The sequence below is a fragment of the Bradyrhizobium sp. AZCC 1610 genome (assembly GCF_036924515.1).
Lineage (GTDB): Bacteria > Pseudomonadota > Alphaproteobacteria > Rhizobiales > Xanthobacteraceae > Bradyrhizobium.
On sequence record NZ_JAZHRR010000001.1, the window covers coordinates 4,463,349 to 4,480,180 of the forward strand.

General features: G+C 61.7%; 14 protein-coding genes. 7 read left to right on the plus strand and 7 right to left on the minus strand.

Going from position 1 to position 16,832, the window contains the following annotated elements:
- The first annotated feature begins 56 nt into the window (after positions 1-56).
- The 3 genes from galE to V1279_RS22185 all read left to right on the plus strand — a co-directional run bounded on the left by galE (position 57) and on the right by V1279_RS22185 (position 3,740).
- Complete coding sequence (gene galE, locus V1279_RS22175) at positions 57-1,070, plus strand: UDP-glucose 4-epimerase GalE (RefSeq protein WP_334440139.1); 1,014 nt, start codon at positions 57-59, stop codon at positions 1,068-1,070.
- A gap of 103 nt (positions 1,071-1,173) precedes the next feature.
- Positions 1,174-2,994, plus strand: a complete 1,821-nt coding sequence (locus V1279_RS22180) for an ABC transporter ATP-binding protein (protein ID WP_334440141.1) — start codon at positions 1,174-1,176, stop codon at positions 2,992-2,994.
- Between the two features lie 44 nt (positions 2,995-3,038).
- Positions 3,039-3,740 (plus strand): fumarylacetoacetate hydrolase family protein, encoded by a 702-nt coding sequence (locus V1279_RS22185; RefSeq protein WP_334440143.1) that lies wholly within the window; start codon positions 3,039-3,041, stop codon positions 3,738-3,740.
- 157 nt (positions 3,741-3,897) lie between these two features.
- On the opposite strand, the gene V1279_RS22190 is transcribed toward V1279_RS22185, so the two are convergent.
- Positions 3,898-4,563, minus strand: a complete 666-nt coding sequence (locus tag V1279_RS22190; RefSeq protein WP_334440145.1) for a class I SAM-dependent methyltransferase — start codon at positions 4,561-4,563, stop codon at positions 3,898-3,900.
- A 200-nt stretch (positions 4,564-4,763) separates the two neighbouring features.
- Here V1279_RS22190 and V1279_RS22195 point away from each other — a divergent pair, with 200 nt between their 5' ends.
- Positions 4,764-5,078 (plus strand): EthD family reductase, encoded by a 315-nt coding sequence (locus V1279_RS22195; RefSeq protein ID WP_334440148.1) that lies wholly within the window; start codon positions 4,764-4,766, stop codon positions 5,076-5,078.
- 1,048 nt (positions 5,079-6,126) lie between these two features.
- Complete coding sequence (locus V1279_RS22200) at positions 6,127-7,344, plus strand: IS4 family transposase (protein ID WP_334446262.1); 1,218 nt, start codon at positions 6,127-6,129, stop codon at positions 7,342-7,344.
- Between the two features lie 46 nt (positions 7,345-7,390).
- Here the strand turns inward: V1279_RS22200 and V1279_RS22205 are convergent, their stop codons facing one another.
- Entirely contained in the window at positions 7,391-7,543 is a 153-nt protein-coding gene (locus tag V1279_RS22205; RefSeq protein ID WP_213290892.1) for a hypothetical protein, read from the minus strand.
- A 160-nt stretch (positions 7,544-7,703) separates the two neighbouring features.
- Positions 7,704-9,167: a flavin-containing monooxygenase gene (locus tag V1279_RS22210; protein WP_334440151.1), complete on the minus strand. Its 1,464-nt coding sequence runs from the start codon at positions 9,165-9,167 to the stop codon at positions 7,704-7,706.
- A 239-nt stretch (positions 9,168-9,406) separates the two neighbouring features.
- On the opposite strand from V1279_RS22210, the gene V1279_RS22215 reads away from it, so the two are divergent.
- Positions 9,407-9,700 carry a hypothetical protein gene (locus V1279_RS22215; protein WP_334440153.1) on the plus strand — a complete coding sequence of 98 codons (294 nt, stop codon included), beginning with the start codon at positions 9,407-9,409 and terminating at the stop codon, positions 9,698-9,700.
- A 168-nt stretch (positions 9,701-9,868) separates the two neighbouring features.
- Positions 9,869-11,140: a S8 family serine peptidase gene (locus V1279_RS22220; RefSeq protein WP_334440155.1), complete on the plus strand. Its 1,272-nt coding sequence runs from the start codon at positions 9,869-9,871 to the stop codon at positions 11,138-11,140.
- Between the two features lie 21 nt (positions 11,141-11,161).
- Here V1279_RS22220 and ahcY read toward each other — a convergent pair whose 3' ends face one another.
- From ahcY to V1279_RS22240, 4 genes are all read right to left on the minus strand, one after another.
- Positions 11,162-12,595 (minus strand): adenosylhomocysteinase, encoded by a 1,434-nt coding sequence (gene ahcY, locus V1279_RS22225; protein ID WP_334440158.1) that lies wholly within the window; start codon positions 12,593-12,595, stop codon positions 11,162-11,164.
- A 214-nt stretch (positions 12,596-12,809) separates the two neighbouring features.
- Complete coding sequence (gene metK, locus V1279_RS22230) at positions 12,810-14,003, minus strand: methionine adenosyltransferase (RefSeq protein ID WP_334440161.1); 1,194 nt, start codon at positions 14,001-14,003, stop codon at positions 12,810-12,812.
- Positions 14,004-14,060: 57 nt separating this feature from the next.
- The gene (locus V1279_RS22235; RefSeq protein WP_334446522.1) at positions 14,061-15,416 is read right to left on the minus strand and encodes a hypothetical protein; all 1,356 of its coding nucleotides are present in this window, start codon (positions 15,414-15,416) and stop codon (positions 14,061-14,063) included.
- 288 nt (positions 15,417-15,704) lie between these two features.
- On the minus strand, positions 15,705-16,823 hold the full coding sequence (locus V1279_RS22240; protein ID WP_334440164.1) for a cobalamin-independent methionine synthase II family protein: 1,119 nt from the start codon (positions 16,821-16,823) through the stop codon (positions 15,705-15,707).
- Between the last annotated feature and the right edge of the window lie 9 nt (positions 16,824-16,832).

The following is a 16,832-nucleotide window of genomic DNA, read 5'->3' on the forward strand; positions in this document are numbered from 1 at the left end:
AAGTGGAAACCGGCTTTGCGTCCGGGCGCTCCAAATTCAAGAGCGAGAGGTGGCCCATGACCGTGCTCGTCACCGGTGGCGCCGGCTATATCGGAAGTCACATGGTTCATGCGCTGGCGGATGCCGGCGAAAGCGTCGTCGTGATCGACAATCTGTCCACCGGATTCACCGCCTTCCTGCCGGAAGGCGTGCCGCTGTTCATCGGCGATGCCGGCGATGAAAACCTCGTCGCAGGCGTGATCGCCCAGCACGGCATCGAGAGCATCATCCATTTCGCCGGCTCCATCGTGGTGCCGGATTCCGTGCGCGATCCGCTCGGCTATTACCGCAACAACACCATGACGACCCGCAGCCTCTTGAATGCTGCGGTCAAGGGCGGCGTCAACCGCTTCATCTTTTCGTCGACGGCTGCCGTCTACGGCAATCCGGACCAGGTGCCGGTGCCGGAACATGCGCCGACGCGGCCGGCGTCGCCATACGGCTCTTCCAAGCTGATGACGGAAATCATGCTGCACGACGTGGCTTCCGCCCACGGCATGAACTATGTCGTGCTACGTTACTTCAATGTCGCCGGCGCCGACCCAAAAGGCCGCTGCGGCCTTGCCACCGTTGGGGCTACACATCTGCTCAAGATGGCGGTCGAAGCCGCCACCGGGCAGCGCGCCAAGATCGACGTGTACGGAACCGACTATCCGACGCCGGACGGAAGCTGCATCCGCGACTTCATCCATGTCAGCGATCTCGCGCAGGCCCATCGCGCCGCGCTGGCCTATTTGCGCGGCGGCAGAAGCTCGATCACATTGAACTGCGGTTACGGCCGCGGCTATTCGGTGCTCGATACCATCGAGGCCGTCCGCCGCGTCTCCATGCGCAATTTCGCGGTTTCCTATGCGCCGCGTCGCCCCGGCGACATCATGACCATGGTCGCCGATGTCAGCCGCATCCACGCGACGCTGGACTGGACGCCGCAATACGACAATCTCGAGACCATCGCGGCCCACGCGCTGGCCTGGGAGGAGAAACTGTTCCGCGACCGCGGCGGCCTTCCGCAGCATGCGGAATCGGCCTGAAATCAATCGCTTATTTGGCTTGAAAAAGCCCCGCCAAGCAGGCAAGGAGTCATCGCAGCAGCCCTGACGCGCCGGGCTATCAGGCGCCGTCAATGGAACGCGGATGACCGAACTTCCAAGCAAACTACCGAGAAAAATCACTGACGACCCCTATGGCGCGGCGATCCTGATCAGGCGTCTCGTCGCCGAACAGGGGCTTGGCTATTGGCGGCGCTATCTGGTTGCGTTCGCGCTGATGGGGATTGCGGCGGCGACCACGGCCGGTTCCGCCTATCTGCTCGGTGAGGTCATCAACAAGGCCTATGTCGACAAGGATGTGCGCGGGATTGCGATCCTGTCGCTGGTCACCATCGTCATCTTCACCATCAAGGGCGCGGCGACCTACGGTCACACCGTGATCCTGTCGCAGATCGGCAACGCGATCCTCGCCAACAACCAGCGGGCGCTGTTCGCCAAGCTGATGAGCGAGAACATCGCCTTCTTCTCCGAGAGACATTCCTCGGAATTCCTGGCGCGGCTGACCGCAGGCGCCACCGCGGTGACGCAGGTTCTCAATCTCCTGATCAACGCCATCGGACGCGATCTGCTGTCGCTGATCGCGCTCGTCGTCGTCATGTTGATGACCGATCCCCTGATGGCGCTGCTGGGTTTCGCGGTGGCGCCGCCGGCGATGATCGTGCTGCGCAAGCTGGTGAAGCGCATCAAGGGCCTTGCGCATAACCAGTTCTCCGGCACCGCCGACATCATGGAAACGATGCAGGAATCCCTGCAGGGCATCCGCACGGTAAAAGCCTTTACGCTCGAACAGGCGATGCGCGAGCGCATCGACGCCAGCATCGCCGCGGTCGAGCGCAACGCCAACAAGATGGCCCGCGTTTCCAGCCGCTCCAGCCCGTTGATGGAAACGCTCGGCGGCTTCGCGATCGCGGGCGGGTTGATGTACGGCGGCTACCGGGTGGTCGCGATGGGCGCTTCGCCCGGCCAGTTCTTTTCCTTCCTGACCGCGTTCCTGCTGGCCTACGAGCCGGCCAAGCGGCTGGCCCGGCTCAACATCGAGCTCAACAGCAATTTGATCGGCGCACGCAAGCTGCTGGAAATCGTCGACAGCCCGCCGAGCGAGCCTGACGACGGCGACAAGCCGGCGTTGAAACTCAGCGAAGCCCGCGTCGAGTTCCGCGACGTCACTTTCGGCTACCGGCCAAACGAACCGGTGCTGCGCCGCATGAGATTTGTCGCCGAACCCGGCAAGACCACCGCGCTGGTCGGCCCGTCCGGCGGCGGCAAGTCCACCGTGCTGGCGCTGCTGCTGCGGCTCTACGAGGTCAATGACGGCGCCATTTTGATCGACGGCCAGGCGATCTCGGGCGTGTCGCGCCACTCGCTGCGCCAGCAGACCGGCTATGTCGGGCAGGACGTCTATCTGTTCCGCGACACTATCGGCGCCAACATTGCGTTTGGCAAAGTCGGCGCCACACAGGACGAGATCATGGCCGCGGCAAAGGCAGCCTGCGCGCACGACTTCATCATGGGCTTTCCGCTCGGCTATGACACCCCGGTCGGCGAGCACGGCACGCAGCTATCCGGCGGCCAGCGCCAGCGCATCGCGGTGGCGCGGGCGCTGGTCAAGAATGCGCCGATCATCCTGCTCGATGAAGCCACCGCGGCGCTGGATTCGGAATCCGAGAAAGCCGTGCAGGAGGCGATCGAGCATCTCTGCCGCAACCGCACCACCATCGTCATCGCCCACCGTCTGCACACCATCATGCACGCCGACGCTATCCTGGTGGTCGAGACTGGCGAGATCGTCGAGCACGGCCAGCACGACGATTTGCTGCGCCGCGGCGGCCGCTACGCCTCGTTCTTCCGCCTGCAGCAACGCGACGCCAGCACGCCCAGTCTGGCGCCGATCAGCGCAACCGCGTAAGGCTACACACTGAAGTTCAACCGTAACCCACCGAGACTCTTTTCATGAACGCAGCCTCCTACGTCATATCAGCAGCCCCGCAGCCCACGCTTCCCGTCGTCGGCGAGACAGGCTCCTATCCGGTCCGCCGCATCTGGTGCGTCGGGCGCAACTATCTCGAGCACATCCGAGAGATGGGCAATGACGAGCGCGCGCCGCCGTTCTTCTTCGCCAAGCACGCCGACATGCTGGTGCCCGACGGCACCACGATTCCCTATCCGCCGCTGACCAAGGATCTGCATCACGAGGTCGAGCTGATCGTCGCGATGAAGAGCGGCGGTCTCAACATTCCCGCCGACAAGGCGCTTGACCATGTCTACGGCTATGCGGTTGGCATCGACCTCACCCGCCGCGACCTGCAGCTTGCCTCGCGCAAGAAGGAGCGGCCGTGGGAAGTCGGCAAGTCCTTTGACCATTCCGCGCCCTGCTCCGCGATCCAGCCGGCTTCGAAGATCGGCCACCCTGCGAAGGGCAAGATCTGGCTGACGGTCAACGGCAAGGAAGCCCAGAAGGGCGATCTCACCGAACTGATCTGGAGCGTGCCCGAGATCATCTGGCAGCTCTCGCAGCAGGTAAAACTCGCAGCGGGCGATATCATCATGACGGGCACGCCCGCCGGCGTCTCCCAGCTCAACCCCGGCGACAACATCGAGTGCGGCGTCGACGGCGTCGGCACGCTGAAGGTCGCGATCGGCAAGCCGGAATAATCTGCGACTGAGAGCTCGCGAAATGCAAAGCCCCGGACCTCGGTCCGGGGCTTTTTCGTTGAGCCGGCAGGATGGGTTGAGTCCCTGCGAAACCCATCGCGATCATCGGGTGCAAATGATGGGTATCGCTTCGCTCCACCCATCCTACACATTGCTATCACCGAGGACTCTCTTTGCGCAGCCATAGCTCGAAGCCCCCCTCTGCGGGAAGGACTCTTTGCTCATGCAATAGCGCGAAGCCCGTCAGCATCCGCATAAGCTCTTGTCGTTCATAGTACGCATAAAACCGCCGGCCTCGGAGCAAGGCTTTCGCTTGTGCTCCGCCCGGATATCGTGGTCCAGGCGTCTCCTCATATCGCTCACCTTTGCCCTCCTTCATGCTGAGGTAGAACACTCCTTTGGCCGCTAGCTTTTCCCAACAGCATTTGACGCACACTGCAAACTCAGGTTTCGTTAAATGATACAGGCAACCGCTCGCCCAAATGCCGTCGAATGATCCTTCGAGCAAACGAATGTCTCGGAAATCCAATCTTAGATAGGTTCCGTCAGGGTCCTGCGCTTTTGCCTGTCTGAGCATGCCTTCCGATAAATCAAACGATGTGACGCGAAGTCCAATCGAAGACAAGAAGCGTGAATCCCGCCCATCTCCGCAGCCTGGCACCAACACTCTTTGACCCGGGAGAAAGTCGGCGAAGCGCCGTATGGAGGCCTCTTTCCAAGCACGCAGCTCCGGAGTTGCGGTGACTTTGTAGTGCTCTGCTATGCTGTCGTAGGTAGCGACGTTCTGGGCAATATGGTCTGGAGCGTCCTCGTTGCTATCCATGGCATCGTACCTTCTAGCGCAACAACTTGGTGCAGTTACATTACTTGCTTTGTGCCACCTTCAGACTCGTGCACCGCAACAAAAGGGCACCATATTCGACCACCGGCCCCACCGCCTCCCGGTTGCAAGATCCGCAAAACTGACACAGATTTCAACTATTGCCGGAGACCAACGGCGAACGTCGGATCGGAGGACACACGATGATCAAGGTAAGCGTAATGTATCCCAATACACCCGGCGGGCGCTTCGATCACGACTACTATCGCGACAAGCATATGCCGCTCCTGAAAGCGCGCATGGGCGATGCGTGCAAGTCCTACACGGTCGACAAGGGCCTGGCCGGCGGAGCACCCGGCGCTCCCGCAACCTATGTCGGAATGTGTCACATCTTCTGCGACTCGATCGAGGCCTTCCAGGCCGGCTTTGGACCTCACGCCAAGGAAATCATGGCAGACATCCCGAACTATACCGACCAGTCACCGGTCATCCAGATCAGCGAAGTTGTCGTAGGCTAGCGGCGTAGTCGCGCGGATTCATGGGGCGGATTCGCGAAGCATAACCCGCCGATCTTTGCGCCAACTAATCCGCCCTACGGCGCTGCGGACTGATTTGCTTCGCGCACAAGCGTAACTTCATGCAGCGGCCTGCGACAAACTGGCACGACGGGCAAATCAGTCAAAACCTGTCCAGCCCTTCGCGCAAAAATATTCTGCTTAACTTCCAAAGCAAATCATCGGCATAACTCCGCTTGTCTCACGGCAGATGAGGGCGTTGGCCATCGTCACGAACGTGCGGTGAGATGCGATGGACGCAGATGGCGCGCTAGACGTACGCGCCCGATGCGTACGGCGAAGTCGTGTGGTCCGGACGCCGCGGTGCTGGCGTTAAGTCCAAGAGAAGCGAAGCTTCTCGGGGGCGACGGTGGCAAGAAAGCCGTTCACCGGGGAGAGCACGAAGTAAGCCGTAAAGCCATTGCGCAGGGAAGGCCGGAATGCTCCCGCTGCCCTGTATGCTCGTGTGCACTTTTGTTTGCGCAAATCGCACGCGAGACCGCGGGTGCAGCAAGCACCCGGTCTTCCCTGCGCCCTCTAATTACGAAGAGGGCAAACGAAGATGCAAACCTCGGACGCAATGCGTCGCGAGATCGCGAAGGTGCGTCAGCTCTTGAAGATTGAATCCGAAAACTCCTCCGTCGTCCCTGCGAACGCAGGGACCCATACGCCGCGGCGGATGTTGTCTTGGAAGGATGGTCGACGGCTTTGCGTCAGCAACAAATATCGGTGGTTATGGGTCCCTGCGTTCGCACTAGGGCATCTACACACCTTGGGGACGCGACAGATTGACTCGGAGCGGCATGATGTGCTGTCGCCGCAGCGTTTGTATGATTCTCTCTCTGGCGCTTTGATTCGAAGGAGCGCCAGAGATGCAGCAGGAACCGGGTTTGTCCCTGGGTAAGTTTGGAGACGTTCGCCTCGATAAAAGGGGGCGGCGCTTCTCCGGGCTATGCTTTGCACGCGCAGCGTCTGTTTGCGCCAGATGGCGCAGGGCGACTGGGCTGCGAACATGGCGTTCTGGCGGTTTGTGAACAATCCACAGGTCACGATCGACAAGCTGATTGAAGGCTGGAGCCTGCAGACGTCGATCGCGGTCAGCGGGCGTCATGTGCTGTCAATCCAGGATACCAGCGAGATTAAGTTCCACACCTGTCCTGGACATCGGCGCGGCTTGGGCAAGGTCGGCAAAGGCAATGCTCGCGGCGTGTTGCTGCATGCCATGATGGCGGTCGATGCCGACAGCGGGGTCTGTCTCGGGCTCACCGGCGGTGAGGTGTGGACGCGCAAGCGCAAGGCCAAGATCGCTCACGAGAAGCGCGCCTTGGCCGACAAGGAGTCGGCGCGCTGGGTGACGACCGCTGAGCAAGGCCGCGATGTTCTGGCCGCTGCTCGTATGATCACCGTTGTCAACGACCGCGAGGGGGATTTCTTTGCTCACTGGGCGCTGACACCCGCTGACAATGTCCACCTCCTGTCGCGCGCCATGCACGACCATGCGCTGGTCGACGGCGGCACGCTTTATCAGGCAGTCGAACGGGCCCGCTTCTGCGACAAGGCGGTGATCGATCTGCCAAAGCGAATGGATCGCCGCGGTCGCCAGGCCCACCTCTCCATGCGCTTCGGAACCGTTGTGCTCAAACGGCCGCCGCGCCCCGGCGTGAAAGACCTGCCGGAGGGCGTCAAAGTCAGCTTCGTGGAAGTCGTCGAGTTGCGCCCCCCGAAGGGCGCCAAGCCCATTCATTGGTTGCTCTTGACCACGCATCCGATTGCCGCTGCCGCCGATGCCTGGCGGATCGTCTCCTGGTACAAGCAGCGCTGGATCATCGAACAGCTCTTTCGCTCGCTGAAGAGCCAGGGTCTGCGCATCGAGGATAGTCAGCTCGACAGCGCTGAAGGCCTGATCAAACTCGCGGCGATCGCTACCAGAGTGGCATGTATCGTCATCCAGCTGGTTCAAGCCCGCAATGGCGGCGAAGAATTGCCGGCAGATTTTGCGTTCACACCGGACGAGATCGAAGCGCTCAAGGCCATCAACAAAACCCTGAAAGGCCGGACCGAGCTTCAGAAGAACCACCATCGCCCCAACACTATCGCCTGGGCCGCATGGATCATCGCAAAGCTCGGCGGATGGACCGGCTACGCCTCGCATCGCCCACCTGGACCAATCACCTTCCACATCGGAATGGCTCGCTTCCAAATCCTCGTATATGGCCCGGCAAACGTGTAGATGCCCTAGTGCGTTCGCAGGGACGACAGAGGAGAGAGCCCCGCCCTCAGCCCCGCAGCGCCTGCAGACCCTTGAACGTGAGCCGCTTCGGATCGCGGACGCCGGCCAGATAGAGCTTGCGGATGAAGGCGGCGGCCGCCTCGCGGTCGCAATCGGTCAGCGCCACGATGGCATCGACGGCAATTCGCTGGGCGTCCATGGGCTTCCTCGTGCTGTCAGGGGCCACAAGCCACGCAGCGTATAGCGACGCCGGTTAATCCGGCGTTAACCGTGAGGACATGTTGGACGATTCGCGCTCACATACGTATACGCGAAATAACGCATGGGACGTCGGGACGCACTTCGCGCGGCGGAACCGCTCAGGAATACCGCATCACCCCGTCGTCGACCTTGCCGTAGCGGAGCGTCACGATGTCGAGCGCGTAGTTCTGATACAGCCGCCACGGCCGCTTCGAGCCTTGCTTGGGCAGTTTCGCGATCGAACGCTGCACATAGCCGGACGAGAAATCCAGCGACGGCAGTTCCGTGACGTCAGGATCGACATTGTGCGGCATGCACTGCTTGTAGCCGTTGCGATCCATGTAGTTGATCAGCCGGCAGACATATTCGCAGGTGAGATCGCATTTCAGCGTCCACGACGCGTTGGTGTAGCCGAACGCAGAGGCCAAGTTCGGAATGTCCGAATACATCATGCCCTTGTAGTTCAGCGTCCGCGCGAAATCGACCGTGCGGCCGTCGACGCTGACTTCGAGCCCGCCGAGCACCTGCAGGTTCAGCCCGGTCGCGGTGACGATGATGTCGGCGTCGAGCTCGCTGCCGTCCCTGAGCTTGATGCCGCCCTTGGTGAAGGTGTCGATCTCGTTGGTAACGACGGAGGCGCGCTTGTCCCGGATCGACTTGAAGAGGTTGCCATCGGGCACCAGGCACAGCCGCTGCTCCCACGGATTGTAGCGCGGCGTGAAATGCTTGGCCACGTCGTATTCCGGCCCCAGCGCCATCTTGACGCCGCCGAGGATCAACTGCTTGGCGCGATCCGGCTTACGCCGGCAGAGCTGGAAGAAATACATGCCGAACAGCACGTTGCGCCAGCGGATCATGTGATAGGCGAGCTTCGCGGACAGATTGCGGCGCAGCTTGTTGGCGAGCGCATCTTCCACCGGCCGCGCCACCACGTAGGTCGGCGAGCGCTGCAGCATGGTGACATGCGCCGCGGTCTTGGCCATTTCAGGCACCAGCGTCACCGCTGTGGCGCCCGAGCCGATCACCACCACGCGCTTGCCGGCGTAGTCGAGATCCTCGGGCCATTTCTGCGGATGCACGATCTGGCCGGCGAAGTCGGCCGTGCCGGAAAATTCCGGCGTATAGCCTTCCTCGTATTTGTAATAGCCCGAGCACATGAACAGGAAATTGCAGGTGAAGCGCACGATTTCAGTCGCGCCCTCGCCCACCGCGCGTTCGGCCTCCACCGTCCAGCGCGTCTCCGGCGACGACCACGACGCGCGCTTGACGCGATGGTGGAAGCGGATCTTCCTGTCGATGCCGTTATCTACAGCGGTCTCGCGGACGTAGTTCAGAATCCGCGGCCCGTCGGCGATCGCCTTCGACTCGGTCCACGGTTTGAACGAATAGCCGAGCGTGTACATGTCCGAGTCGGAGCGGATGCCGGGATAGCGAAACAGGTCCCAGGTGCCGCCAATGCAGTCGCGTCCCTCGAGGATCACGTAGCTCTTACCCGGACATTTCTCCTGCAGGTGATAACCCGCGCCAATGCCGGAGAGACCCGCACCGACAATGAGGACGTCGAAATGTTCGTTTGATGCCATTGGCTCCATCGCTTGAAGACGCACGAATGCACAACCGCCTGCCCGCGTCATTTGCCCATCCGCCAGGCGTTGCAGCCAATGGGACACTTGCTACCACCGCTAACGGCATTATTTGCCATTGCGAGGGTCAACGCAACCGCGTCGGCGGAGCCGAGCCTGTGTCGCCTAAACCGGCCGTACGGTCGCCGATTTATGTGATATTTTGCGGCCTCAAGCGTGCACCCTAGCCAGGACTAAGGATGCCCAGCAAAATCGATCCGGTACTTACTTTGAGGATCGCGCTCGACTCGCCGAGCGCCGGGGTTTCGACGTCCGCAAGCAGTGAGCTTGATGCAGCAGGCTTCAAGGTCGAGTCGGTGTCACCCCGCGGACTACTGATCGTCGGCGAAAGATCCTTGATCGAACAATTTTTTGATACACGTATTGATTTGAGTCAGAAAGTGCCACAATTTAAGGGGGAGCCGGCCTTTGGACGGCTGCCTGGTGGGGTCGGCTACCGCGCGTATTTCCCGAAGGAGCCGACTTACTTTTAGTTCTATTTGATCACCTTCAGAATTTTGGGGGACTTGAACATGGCATCCAACGTTATTGTGAGGCTGGTTCCAAAATCGCGGAGCCGCGCACCAAGGCTCGATTTCGGCCTGGAATCCATACAAATCAAACCCAAGGAATTTTCGCCAGATCCCGCACGCACGCGCTCCGTGCTGAACTTTTTCGCCGCAAGGCTGCCGGTCGAGGTCAAGCCAACGGAAAAAGACCGGATCGAAGTGGAGATGAAGCGGCAAGACTTCGATCAATTGTTCGGAGCAACGCTCCGCCAAGGCGAGTTTTCCGGTCGCAACGAGAATCGCGTAACGGCGACCAACAGTTTTCTTGTCCCGGAGACCGTGCTGTCGGTCCCCAACGAACTGAAGGACACTGTCGATTTCGCCTACATACCGCGCCCCATCGAATTTTACGGTGCCTCGTATCGTCCGCCGGTGGAAGACATTCTGCATCTTCGTCTCGATGACGTCCGGGCAGCATTGAACGCTCCCCGTGCCCACCGGCAGGATTGGACCGGGCGCGGCGTCAAGGTGGCGATGGTCGACAGCGGCTTTTTCCCTCACCCGTTCTTCGCAGCGAACGGCTACAAGCTAGTCGCCTCCGCGTCGCCCGGCGCGACCAATCCCGACGACGATCCCAGCGGGCACGGAACCGGTGAATGCGCCAACATCTTTAGCATCGCACCTGATTGCACGGTCTATGGCGTGAAGAGCGGCCCAAGTGCGGCAACTTCTCTCGAGGCCGCAATCGCACTTGGCCCCGATGTGATGTCGAACTCCTGGGGCTTCGACGTCGACGTCAGATCGCGCGACCAGCTCAAGGCTGCTGACCCCAACTTCTTCAATGAACTGGTGGATATCGAGACGATCCTATCAGACGCCATTCAATCCGGCATCATCGTCGTTTTCTCGGCCGGCAACGGCCATCACGCGTTTCCCGGATGCATGCCGCAGGTGATCTCTGCAGGTGGCGTTACCGTACTGGAAGAAGGCGCCCTGGAGGCCTCGAGCTACGCGAGTTCGTTCAAGAGCAAGATATATCCGGGACGAAACATTCCGGATCTCTGTGGCGTAGTTGGTGCGGCCGGTGCGCCACCGCAAAAAAATCACATCATGCTGCCGGTTCCGCCAACGAGCGAACTCGACGGCCATAACTTTCCTTCAGGCCGGAAAAAAACTGGCTGGGGCATCTTCTCGGGCACTTCCGCAGCATGCCCGCAACTGGCGGGGGCGATCGCGCTCTTCAAGGAAATCCGCAAGAGTGTCGGCGCAGATCAGGCCCGCACCGCCCTCATCAAGACAGCGACCGACGTCACGACCGGCAAGACCGCGATGGGCGACAAGGCTGGCGCTGGTGCCGATCTTGCGACCGGCGCCGGACTGGCCAGCGTCAGATCCGCCTGCGAGTTCATTGCGGCGACGGTCTGACCCTGGCCACCCGATCGAGGCTCAATACCGGTAATGATCCGACTTGAACGGGCCTTCCGGCTTGACGCCGATATATTCGGCCTGGTCCTTGCGCAGTTCGGTCAGCTTGACGCCGATCTTGGCGAGGTGCAGCCGCGCCACCTTCTCGTCCAGCGACTTCGGCAGCACGTAGACCTTCTTCTCGTACTTGCCGTCCTTGTTGTTGGCCCAGAGTTCGATCTGCGCCAGCGTCTGGTTGGTGAACGACGCCGACATCACGAAGGACGGATGACCCATCGCGTTGCCGAGGTTCACCAGGCGGCCTTCCGACAGCAGGACGATGCGGTGCTTGTCGGGGAATTCGATCTCGTCGACCTGCGGCTTGATGTTGGTCCACTTCAGATTACGAAGGCCTGCGATCTGGATCTCGTTGTCGAAGTGGCCGATGTTGCAAACAATGGCGCGATGCTTCATCGCGCGCATGTGGTCGATGGTGATGATGTCCTTGTTGCCGGTCGCGGTGACGAAGATATCGGCGCGCGGAGCGGCGTCTTCCATGGTCACGACTTCATAACCTTCCATCGCCGCCTGCAACGCGCAGATCGGGTCGACTTCGGAGACCATGACGCGGCAGCCGGCCTGGCGCAGCGACGCGGCCGAGCCCTTGCCGACGTCGCCGAAGCCCGCGACCATCGCGACCTTGCCGGACATCATCACGTCGGTGCCGCGGCGGATGCCGTCGACCAGCGACTCGCGGCAGCCATAGAGGTTGTCGAATTTCGACTTGGTGACGCTGTCGTTGACGTTGATGGCGGGGAACAGCAGCTTGCCTTCCTTCTCCATCTGGTAAAGGCGATGCACGCCCGTGGTGGTCTCTTCCGAGACGCCCTTGATGTTCTTGGCAATCTCGGCGAAGTAGCCCTTCGGCTTCTCCTTCAGAAGCCGCTTGATGAGCGCGAAGAATACTTCCTCTTCTTCCGAACCCGGCTTGTCGAGGAAGGCCACGTCGCCCTGCTCGGCGCGCAGGCCGTGATGCACCAGCATGGTGGCGTCGCCGCCGTCATCGAGGATCATGTTGGGCGTACCGCCGCCGTGCCAGTCGAACAGCTTTGCGGTGTAGTCCCAGTATTCGGCGAGCGTTTCGCCCTTCACCGCGAACACCGGAATGCCGGCGGCGGCGATGGCAGCTGCCGCATGGTCCTGCGTCGAATAGATGTTGCACGACACCCAGCGGATGTCGGCGCCGAGCGCGGCCAGCGTTTCGATCAAGACCGCGGTCTGAATCGTCATGTGCAGGGAGCCTGCGATGCGGGCGCCCTTCAGGGGCTGCTTCGGGCCGTACTCCTCGCGCGTCGCCATCAGGCCGGGCATTTCGGTCTCGGCCAGCGAGATTTCCTTGCGGCCGAATTCGGCGAGCGAGATATCCTTGACGATGTAGTCGGTGAAGGCGGGCTTCTTGGCGGCGGCGGTGGTCATATCATTTTTCCTAACACGATGAATTCGGGCGTATCGGTACAGGGCGACACTGGACGCATTGTGACGGTCAGCTTCCTCGCCCGCGCTTGCGGGGAGAGGGTTGGGGTGAGGGGCGCTGCCGCGAATACCGAGCGGCGGCGTGTGCGGCGGCTCCCCTCACCCGCCGCGAAGTCGCGGCGACCTCTCCCCGCAAGCGGGGCGAGGTAAGAAGAGATCAGACCGCGCGCTTGAGCGGCTCGACCAGATCGGTCTTCTCCCAGGAGAAGCCGCCTTCATTGTCCGGCGTACGGCCGAAATGGCCGTAGGCCGAGGTACGCGCGTAGATCGGCCGGTTGAGATCGAGATGGGTGCGGATGCCGCGCGGCGTCAAATCCATCGCCTGCGCAGCCGCCTTCTCGAGCTTGTCCTCTGGCACCTTTCCGGTGCCATGGGTATCGATATAGATCGACAGCGGCCGCGCCACGCCGATCGCGTAGGCGAGCTGCAGCGTGCAGCGGTCGGCAAGACCGGCCGCGACGATGTTCTTGGCGACGTAGCGCGCCGCATAGGCCGCCGAGCGGTCGACCTTGGTCGGATCCTTGCCGGAGAACGCGCCACCGCCATGCGGGGCCGCGCCGCCATAGGTATCGACGATGATCTTGCGGCCGGTGAGGCCGGAGTCGCCATCGGGTCCGCCGATGTAGAATTTTCCGGTGGGATTGATGTGCCAGATGGTCTTGCCGTTGATCCACTCCTTCGGCAGCGCCTCGCGCACATAGGGCTCGATAATGTCGCGTACCTGATTGGAGGTCAGGTCCTCGACCAGATGCTGGTGCGAGACCACGATCTCGCGGACGCCGACCGGCTTGCCATTCTCGTATTGCACGGTGACCTGGCTCTTGGAGTCCGGACCCAGCACCTTCTCACGGCCGGAGTGGCGCGCTTCGGAGATCAATCGCAAAATCTTGTGGGCGTAGAAGATCGGCGCCGGCATCAGATCCGGTGTCTCGTTGGTGGCGTAGCCGAACATGATGCCCTGGTCGCCCGCGCCCTCTTCCTGGTTGCTGGGCTGCTTGGCGTCGACGCCCTGCGCGATGTCAGCGGACTGCGGATGCAACAGGATTTCAATGTCGGCGGTCTTCCAGTGAAAACCTTCCTGCTCGTAGCCGATATCCTTGATCGCCTCGCGCACGGTGTTTTCGATCTGCTCATTGGTGACCGATTCCGGGCCGCGGGTTTCGCCGGCGATCACCACCTTGTTGGTGGTTGCGAGCGTTTCGCAGGCCGCGCGGATCGCCCACGGATCGATGCCCGCCTTCGGGCCTTCGCGGTAAAACAGGTCGACGATCTCGTCGGAGATCCGGTCGCAAACCTTGTCCGGATGACCCTCGGAAACCGACTCGCTTGTGAACAAATAGGACGCGCGCATCAACAACCCCTTGTTCCCGCCGGATGCCGGCGGCTGTTTGTGATCTATCCCGGAATGTCAGTCGCGACGGCGCGAAATGACGTAGGATTCGTCGTAGAACCAAAGCCCATTATGCTTGCGCAGAACCTCTCTGGTGGCATCGAGGGTTCGGCTGTTTTCAGTCATTTCCGTCAACCGGTCGTCTTCGATCTGGGCGACATACACCGCCGCATTCCACGCTGCAAAGGCCGTCGAGGTTCCGATCTGGCCGGTGACCTCGTTGGGCAGCGCTTCCATATCATAACGGAAGATGGAACGGTTATCGGCGTAGGCATTAAAGTTAAGGTCGCGCCCGGCCGACCCCAGCTCGTATTTCACCGCGCGCAATAGCTCATGACGGCTCACGGCGAAAGGATTTTCTCCCGGCCAGACCGACTGGATGATTTCCACGCCTGGATCCTGCCCGTGGGAGTGAATTCCAATCAAACGGCCCCCTGCCCGCAGGGAACGGGCCAGCGGCGCAATGATCCGCTTGGCGCGGAAATTCACAGAGGATTTGGCCCGATAGGGCTGGGAAGCGATCACAAGATCGAAATTGGCCTCGGTCCGGCCCGCCCGGGGGATGATCGAATCAAGCAGGAACCGGTGGTCCTCCCGGTACACCACCAGCGCCACAGGTCGTTCATAGATCGGCATGCCCGATTTGGGGCTGATATTGGCTCGCCAATTTTGTTCCAGAAACGAGCCCAATTCGGCGATTTGGGTCTCGAACTCGCCCGAGGAGGCCCCCCGCAGGGCGACCTCATGCCAGATCATTCCGGCGGCGGCCGCGGGCGAGGCCGGGGTCAGCCAGGGCGCCTCGGCGTAGTGCATGTTGGTCAGGACGACGACGGTCGCCGGGTGCTCGAACAGCCGGTCCGGCACCTTGTCCAGCGTCAGCCGGACGTCCTCCAGGCTCAACTCCTTGCCGGCGATATAGAACGGCATATGGGGGAAGCGGCCGTGCATCGAGCGCATCACCCGCGCCAGCACCGTGCCATCACCGACGCCGGCGTCGAATACCCGCAGTGCCGGCGGGCGCGGGTGCAGGCTGGAAAGCTCCAGCGCCACCCGCTCGGCGATAACCCGCTTCTCGCTGCAGGTATGGACGAACAGCAGGTATTTCTGGCGGTTCTCGAAAAAACGGAAATTGCCCCGCGGATCGCGCTTCTCCAGCGGCACTTCGAGGCCGCGTGGCGGCGGCAGCCCGCCCGGCGTCGAGGCCGCGATATAGGCCTGGATACGATCCAGCGTGTCGATGGTGATGCGTTTACCCTCGCGCAGGCGATGCACCAGCTTGCCGTCGTTGACGGCCCGGCGGCCGAACGTCGTCTCCGCCATGTCGGCCTGGCGGCAGAACTCCGTTATCTGGCTGAGAATCTGGTCGTTCTTCATCGGGCGAGGTTGGGAGACACCAGTGGGCAGCTTCGGATTGCCCAGATGTCCTACCACCATCTGCCCAACGGGGGAATGTTGGCGTTCGCCCTCCGGCACTGGGCGCGCCACCGATCGGCATGCCCCTTTGTCGTGGCGAGCCAACAGGTCGCGCGATGCGCGGCCGATGACAGGCTCCGCAAAGCAATCTCCACGCAAAGGCAGAATGGATTGCGTGATCGCCATCCGCCTTCGCTCGTTGAGCCACGGCGGACAAGTCGCTCTTCGCAACGACGGTGAAGGCGGCTGCTACTTCCCCCACACCTCGTTCGCGACTTCGACCGCGAGGCTGAGCTTGGCCCACTGCTCTTCCTCGGACAGGATGTTGCCTTCCTCGGTGGAGGCAAAGCCGCATTGCGGCGAGACCGCGAGCTGGTCGAGGGGCGCGAACTTGGCGGCCTCTTCGAGACGACGCTTGATGTCGTCCTTCTTCTCGAGTTCGCCGAATTTCGACGTAATGACGCCGACCACGACCACCTTGTTGCCCTTCGGCAGGTACCGCAGCGGCTCGAAGCCGCCGGCACGGTCGGAATCATATTCGAGGAAGTAGCCGTCGTAGTTGGTGCCGGCCAGCATGGTCTCGGCCACCGGCTCGTAGCCGCCGGACGAAATCCAGGTCGAGCGGAAATTGCCGCGGCAGACATGCGTGGTGATCACCATGTCGGCCGGCCGCTCCGCCAGCGCATAGTTGATAACACGCGCGTAGATTTCCTGCAGGCCATCAGGGTTGTCGCCGCGATCGCGCGCCTTCTGCAACTCGTCCTGCGAGCAGAGATAGGCCCATACGGTATCGTCGAACTGCAGGTAGCGGCAGCCGGCGTCGTAGAATGCCTTCACTGCCTTGCGATAGGTCTTGCCGAGGTCGAGGAAGAATTCCTCAAGATCGGGATAGACCTCCTTCGAGATCGACTTGCGGCCGCCGCGGAAATGCAGCACCGCGGGCGACGGGATCGTCATCTTCGGCGTGACGTGGGCGGTGTCGGCATGCTTCTTCAGAAAGCGGAAATGATCCAGCATCGGATGGTTATCGGGGAAGTCGAGCTTGCCGATCACGCGGACGGCGTCATGGCGGGTCTCGACGCCCGCGAACTGAATACCGGTCTCGGGGTGGAAGAGTTCGCAGCCGGTGAGCTTGGCGAGAAAATCGAAATGCCACCAGGAGCGGCGGAATTCGCCGTCGGTCGCAAGCTTCAGGCCGATCGAGGCCTGCTTGTGTACGACCTTTTCGATCTCGAGGTCCTCGGCCTTGCGCAAGTCCTCCGCCGTGATCTCGCCCTTCTCAAGCTTGGCGCGCGCTTCCTTGATGCGCTGTGGCCGCAACAGGCTGCCGACCTCGTCGGCGCGGAACGGGGCTTTGGTTCTTTGCATGGTCTCAAC

What these genes read in the sequence shown, in the direction of transcription:
- V1279_RS22215 (WP_334440153.1), top strand. Translation starts at nt 9,407, where the DNA reads ATGCCCAGCAAAATCGATCCGGTACTTACTTTGAGGATCGCGCTCGAC.
- V1279_RS22240 (WP_334440164.1), bottom strand. Translation starts at nt 16,823, where the DNA reads ATGCAAAGAACCAAAGCCCCGTTCCGCGCCGACGAGGTCGGCAGCCTG.
- V1279_RS22190 (WP_334440145.1), bottom strand. Translation starts at nt 4,563, where the DNA reads ATGGATAGCAACGAGGACGCTCCAGACCATATTGCCCAGAACGTCGCT.
- metK (WP_334440161.1), bottom strand. Translation starts at nt 14,003, where the DNA reads ATGCGCGCGTCCTATTTGTTCACAAGCGAGTCGGTTTCCGAGGGTCAT.
- V1279_RS22185 (WP_334440143.1), top strand. Translation starts at nt 3,039, where the DNA reads ATGAACGCAGCCTCCTACGTCATATCAGCAGCCCCGCAGCCCACGCTT.
- V1279_RS22205 (WP_213290892.1), bottom strand. Translation starts at nt 7,543, where the DNA reads ATGGACGCCCAGCGAATTGCCGTCGATGCCATCGTGGCGCTGACCGAT.
- V1279_RS22180 (WP_334440141.1), top strand. Translation starts at nt 1,174, where the DNA reads ATGACCGAACTTCCAAGCAAACTACCGAGAAAAATCACTGACGACCCC.
- V1279_RS22235 (WP_334446522.1), bottom strand. Translation starts at nt 15,416, where the DNA reads ATGAAGAACGACCAGATTCTCAGCCAGATAACGGAGTTCTGCCGCCAG.
- galE (WP_334440139.1), top strand. Translation starts at nt 57, where the DNA reads ATGACCGTGCTCGTCACCGGTGGCGCCGGCTATATCGGAAGTCACATG.
- V1279_RS22195 (WP_334440148.1), top strand. Translation starts at nt 4,764, where the DNA reads ATGATCAAGGTAAGCGTAATGTATCCCAATACACCCGGCGGGCGCTTC.
- ahcY (WP_334440158.1), bottom strand. Translation starts at nt 12,595, where the DNA reads ATGACCACCGCCGCCGCCAAGAAGCCCGCCTTCACCGACTACATCGTC.
- V1279_RS22210 (WP_334440151.1), bottom strand. Translation starts at nt 9,167, where the DNA reads ATGGCATCAAACGAACATTTCGACGTCCTCATTGTCGGTGCGGGTCTC.
- V1279_RS22200 (WP_334446262.1), top strand. Translation starts at nt 6,127, where the DNA reads ATGGCGTTCTGGCGGTTTGTGAACAATCCACAGGTCACGATCGACAAG.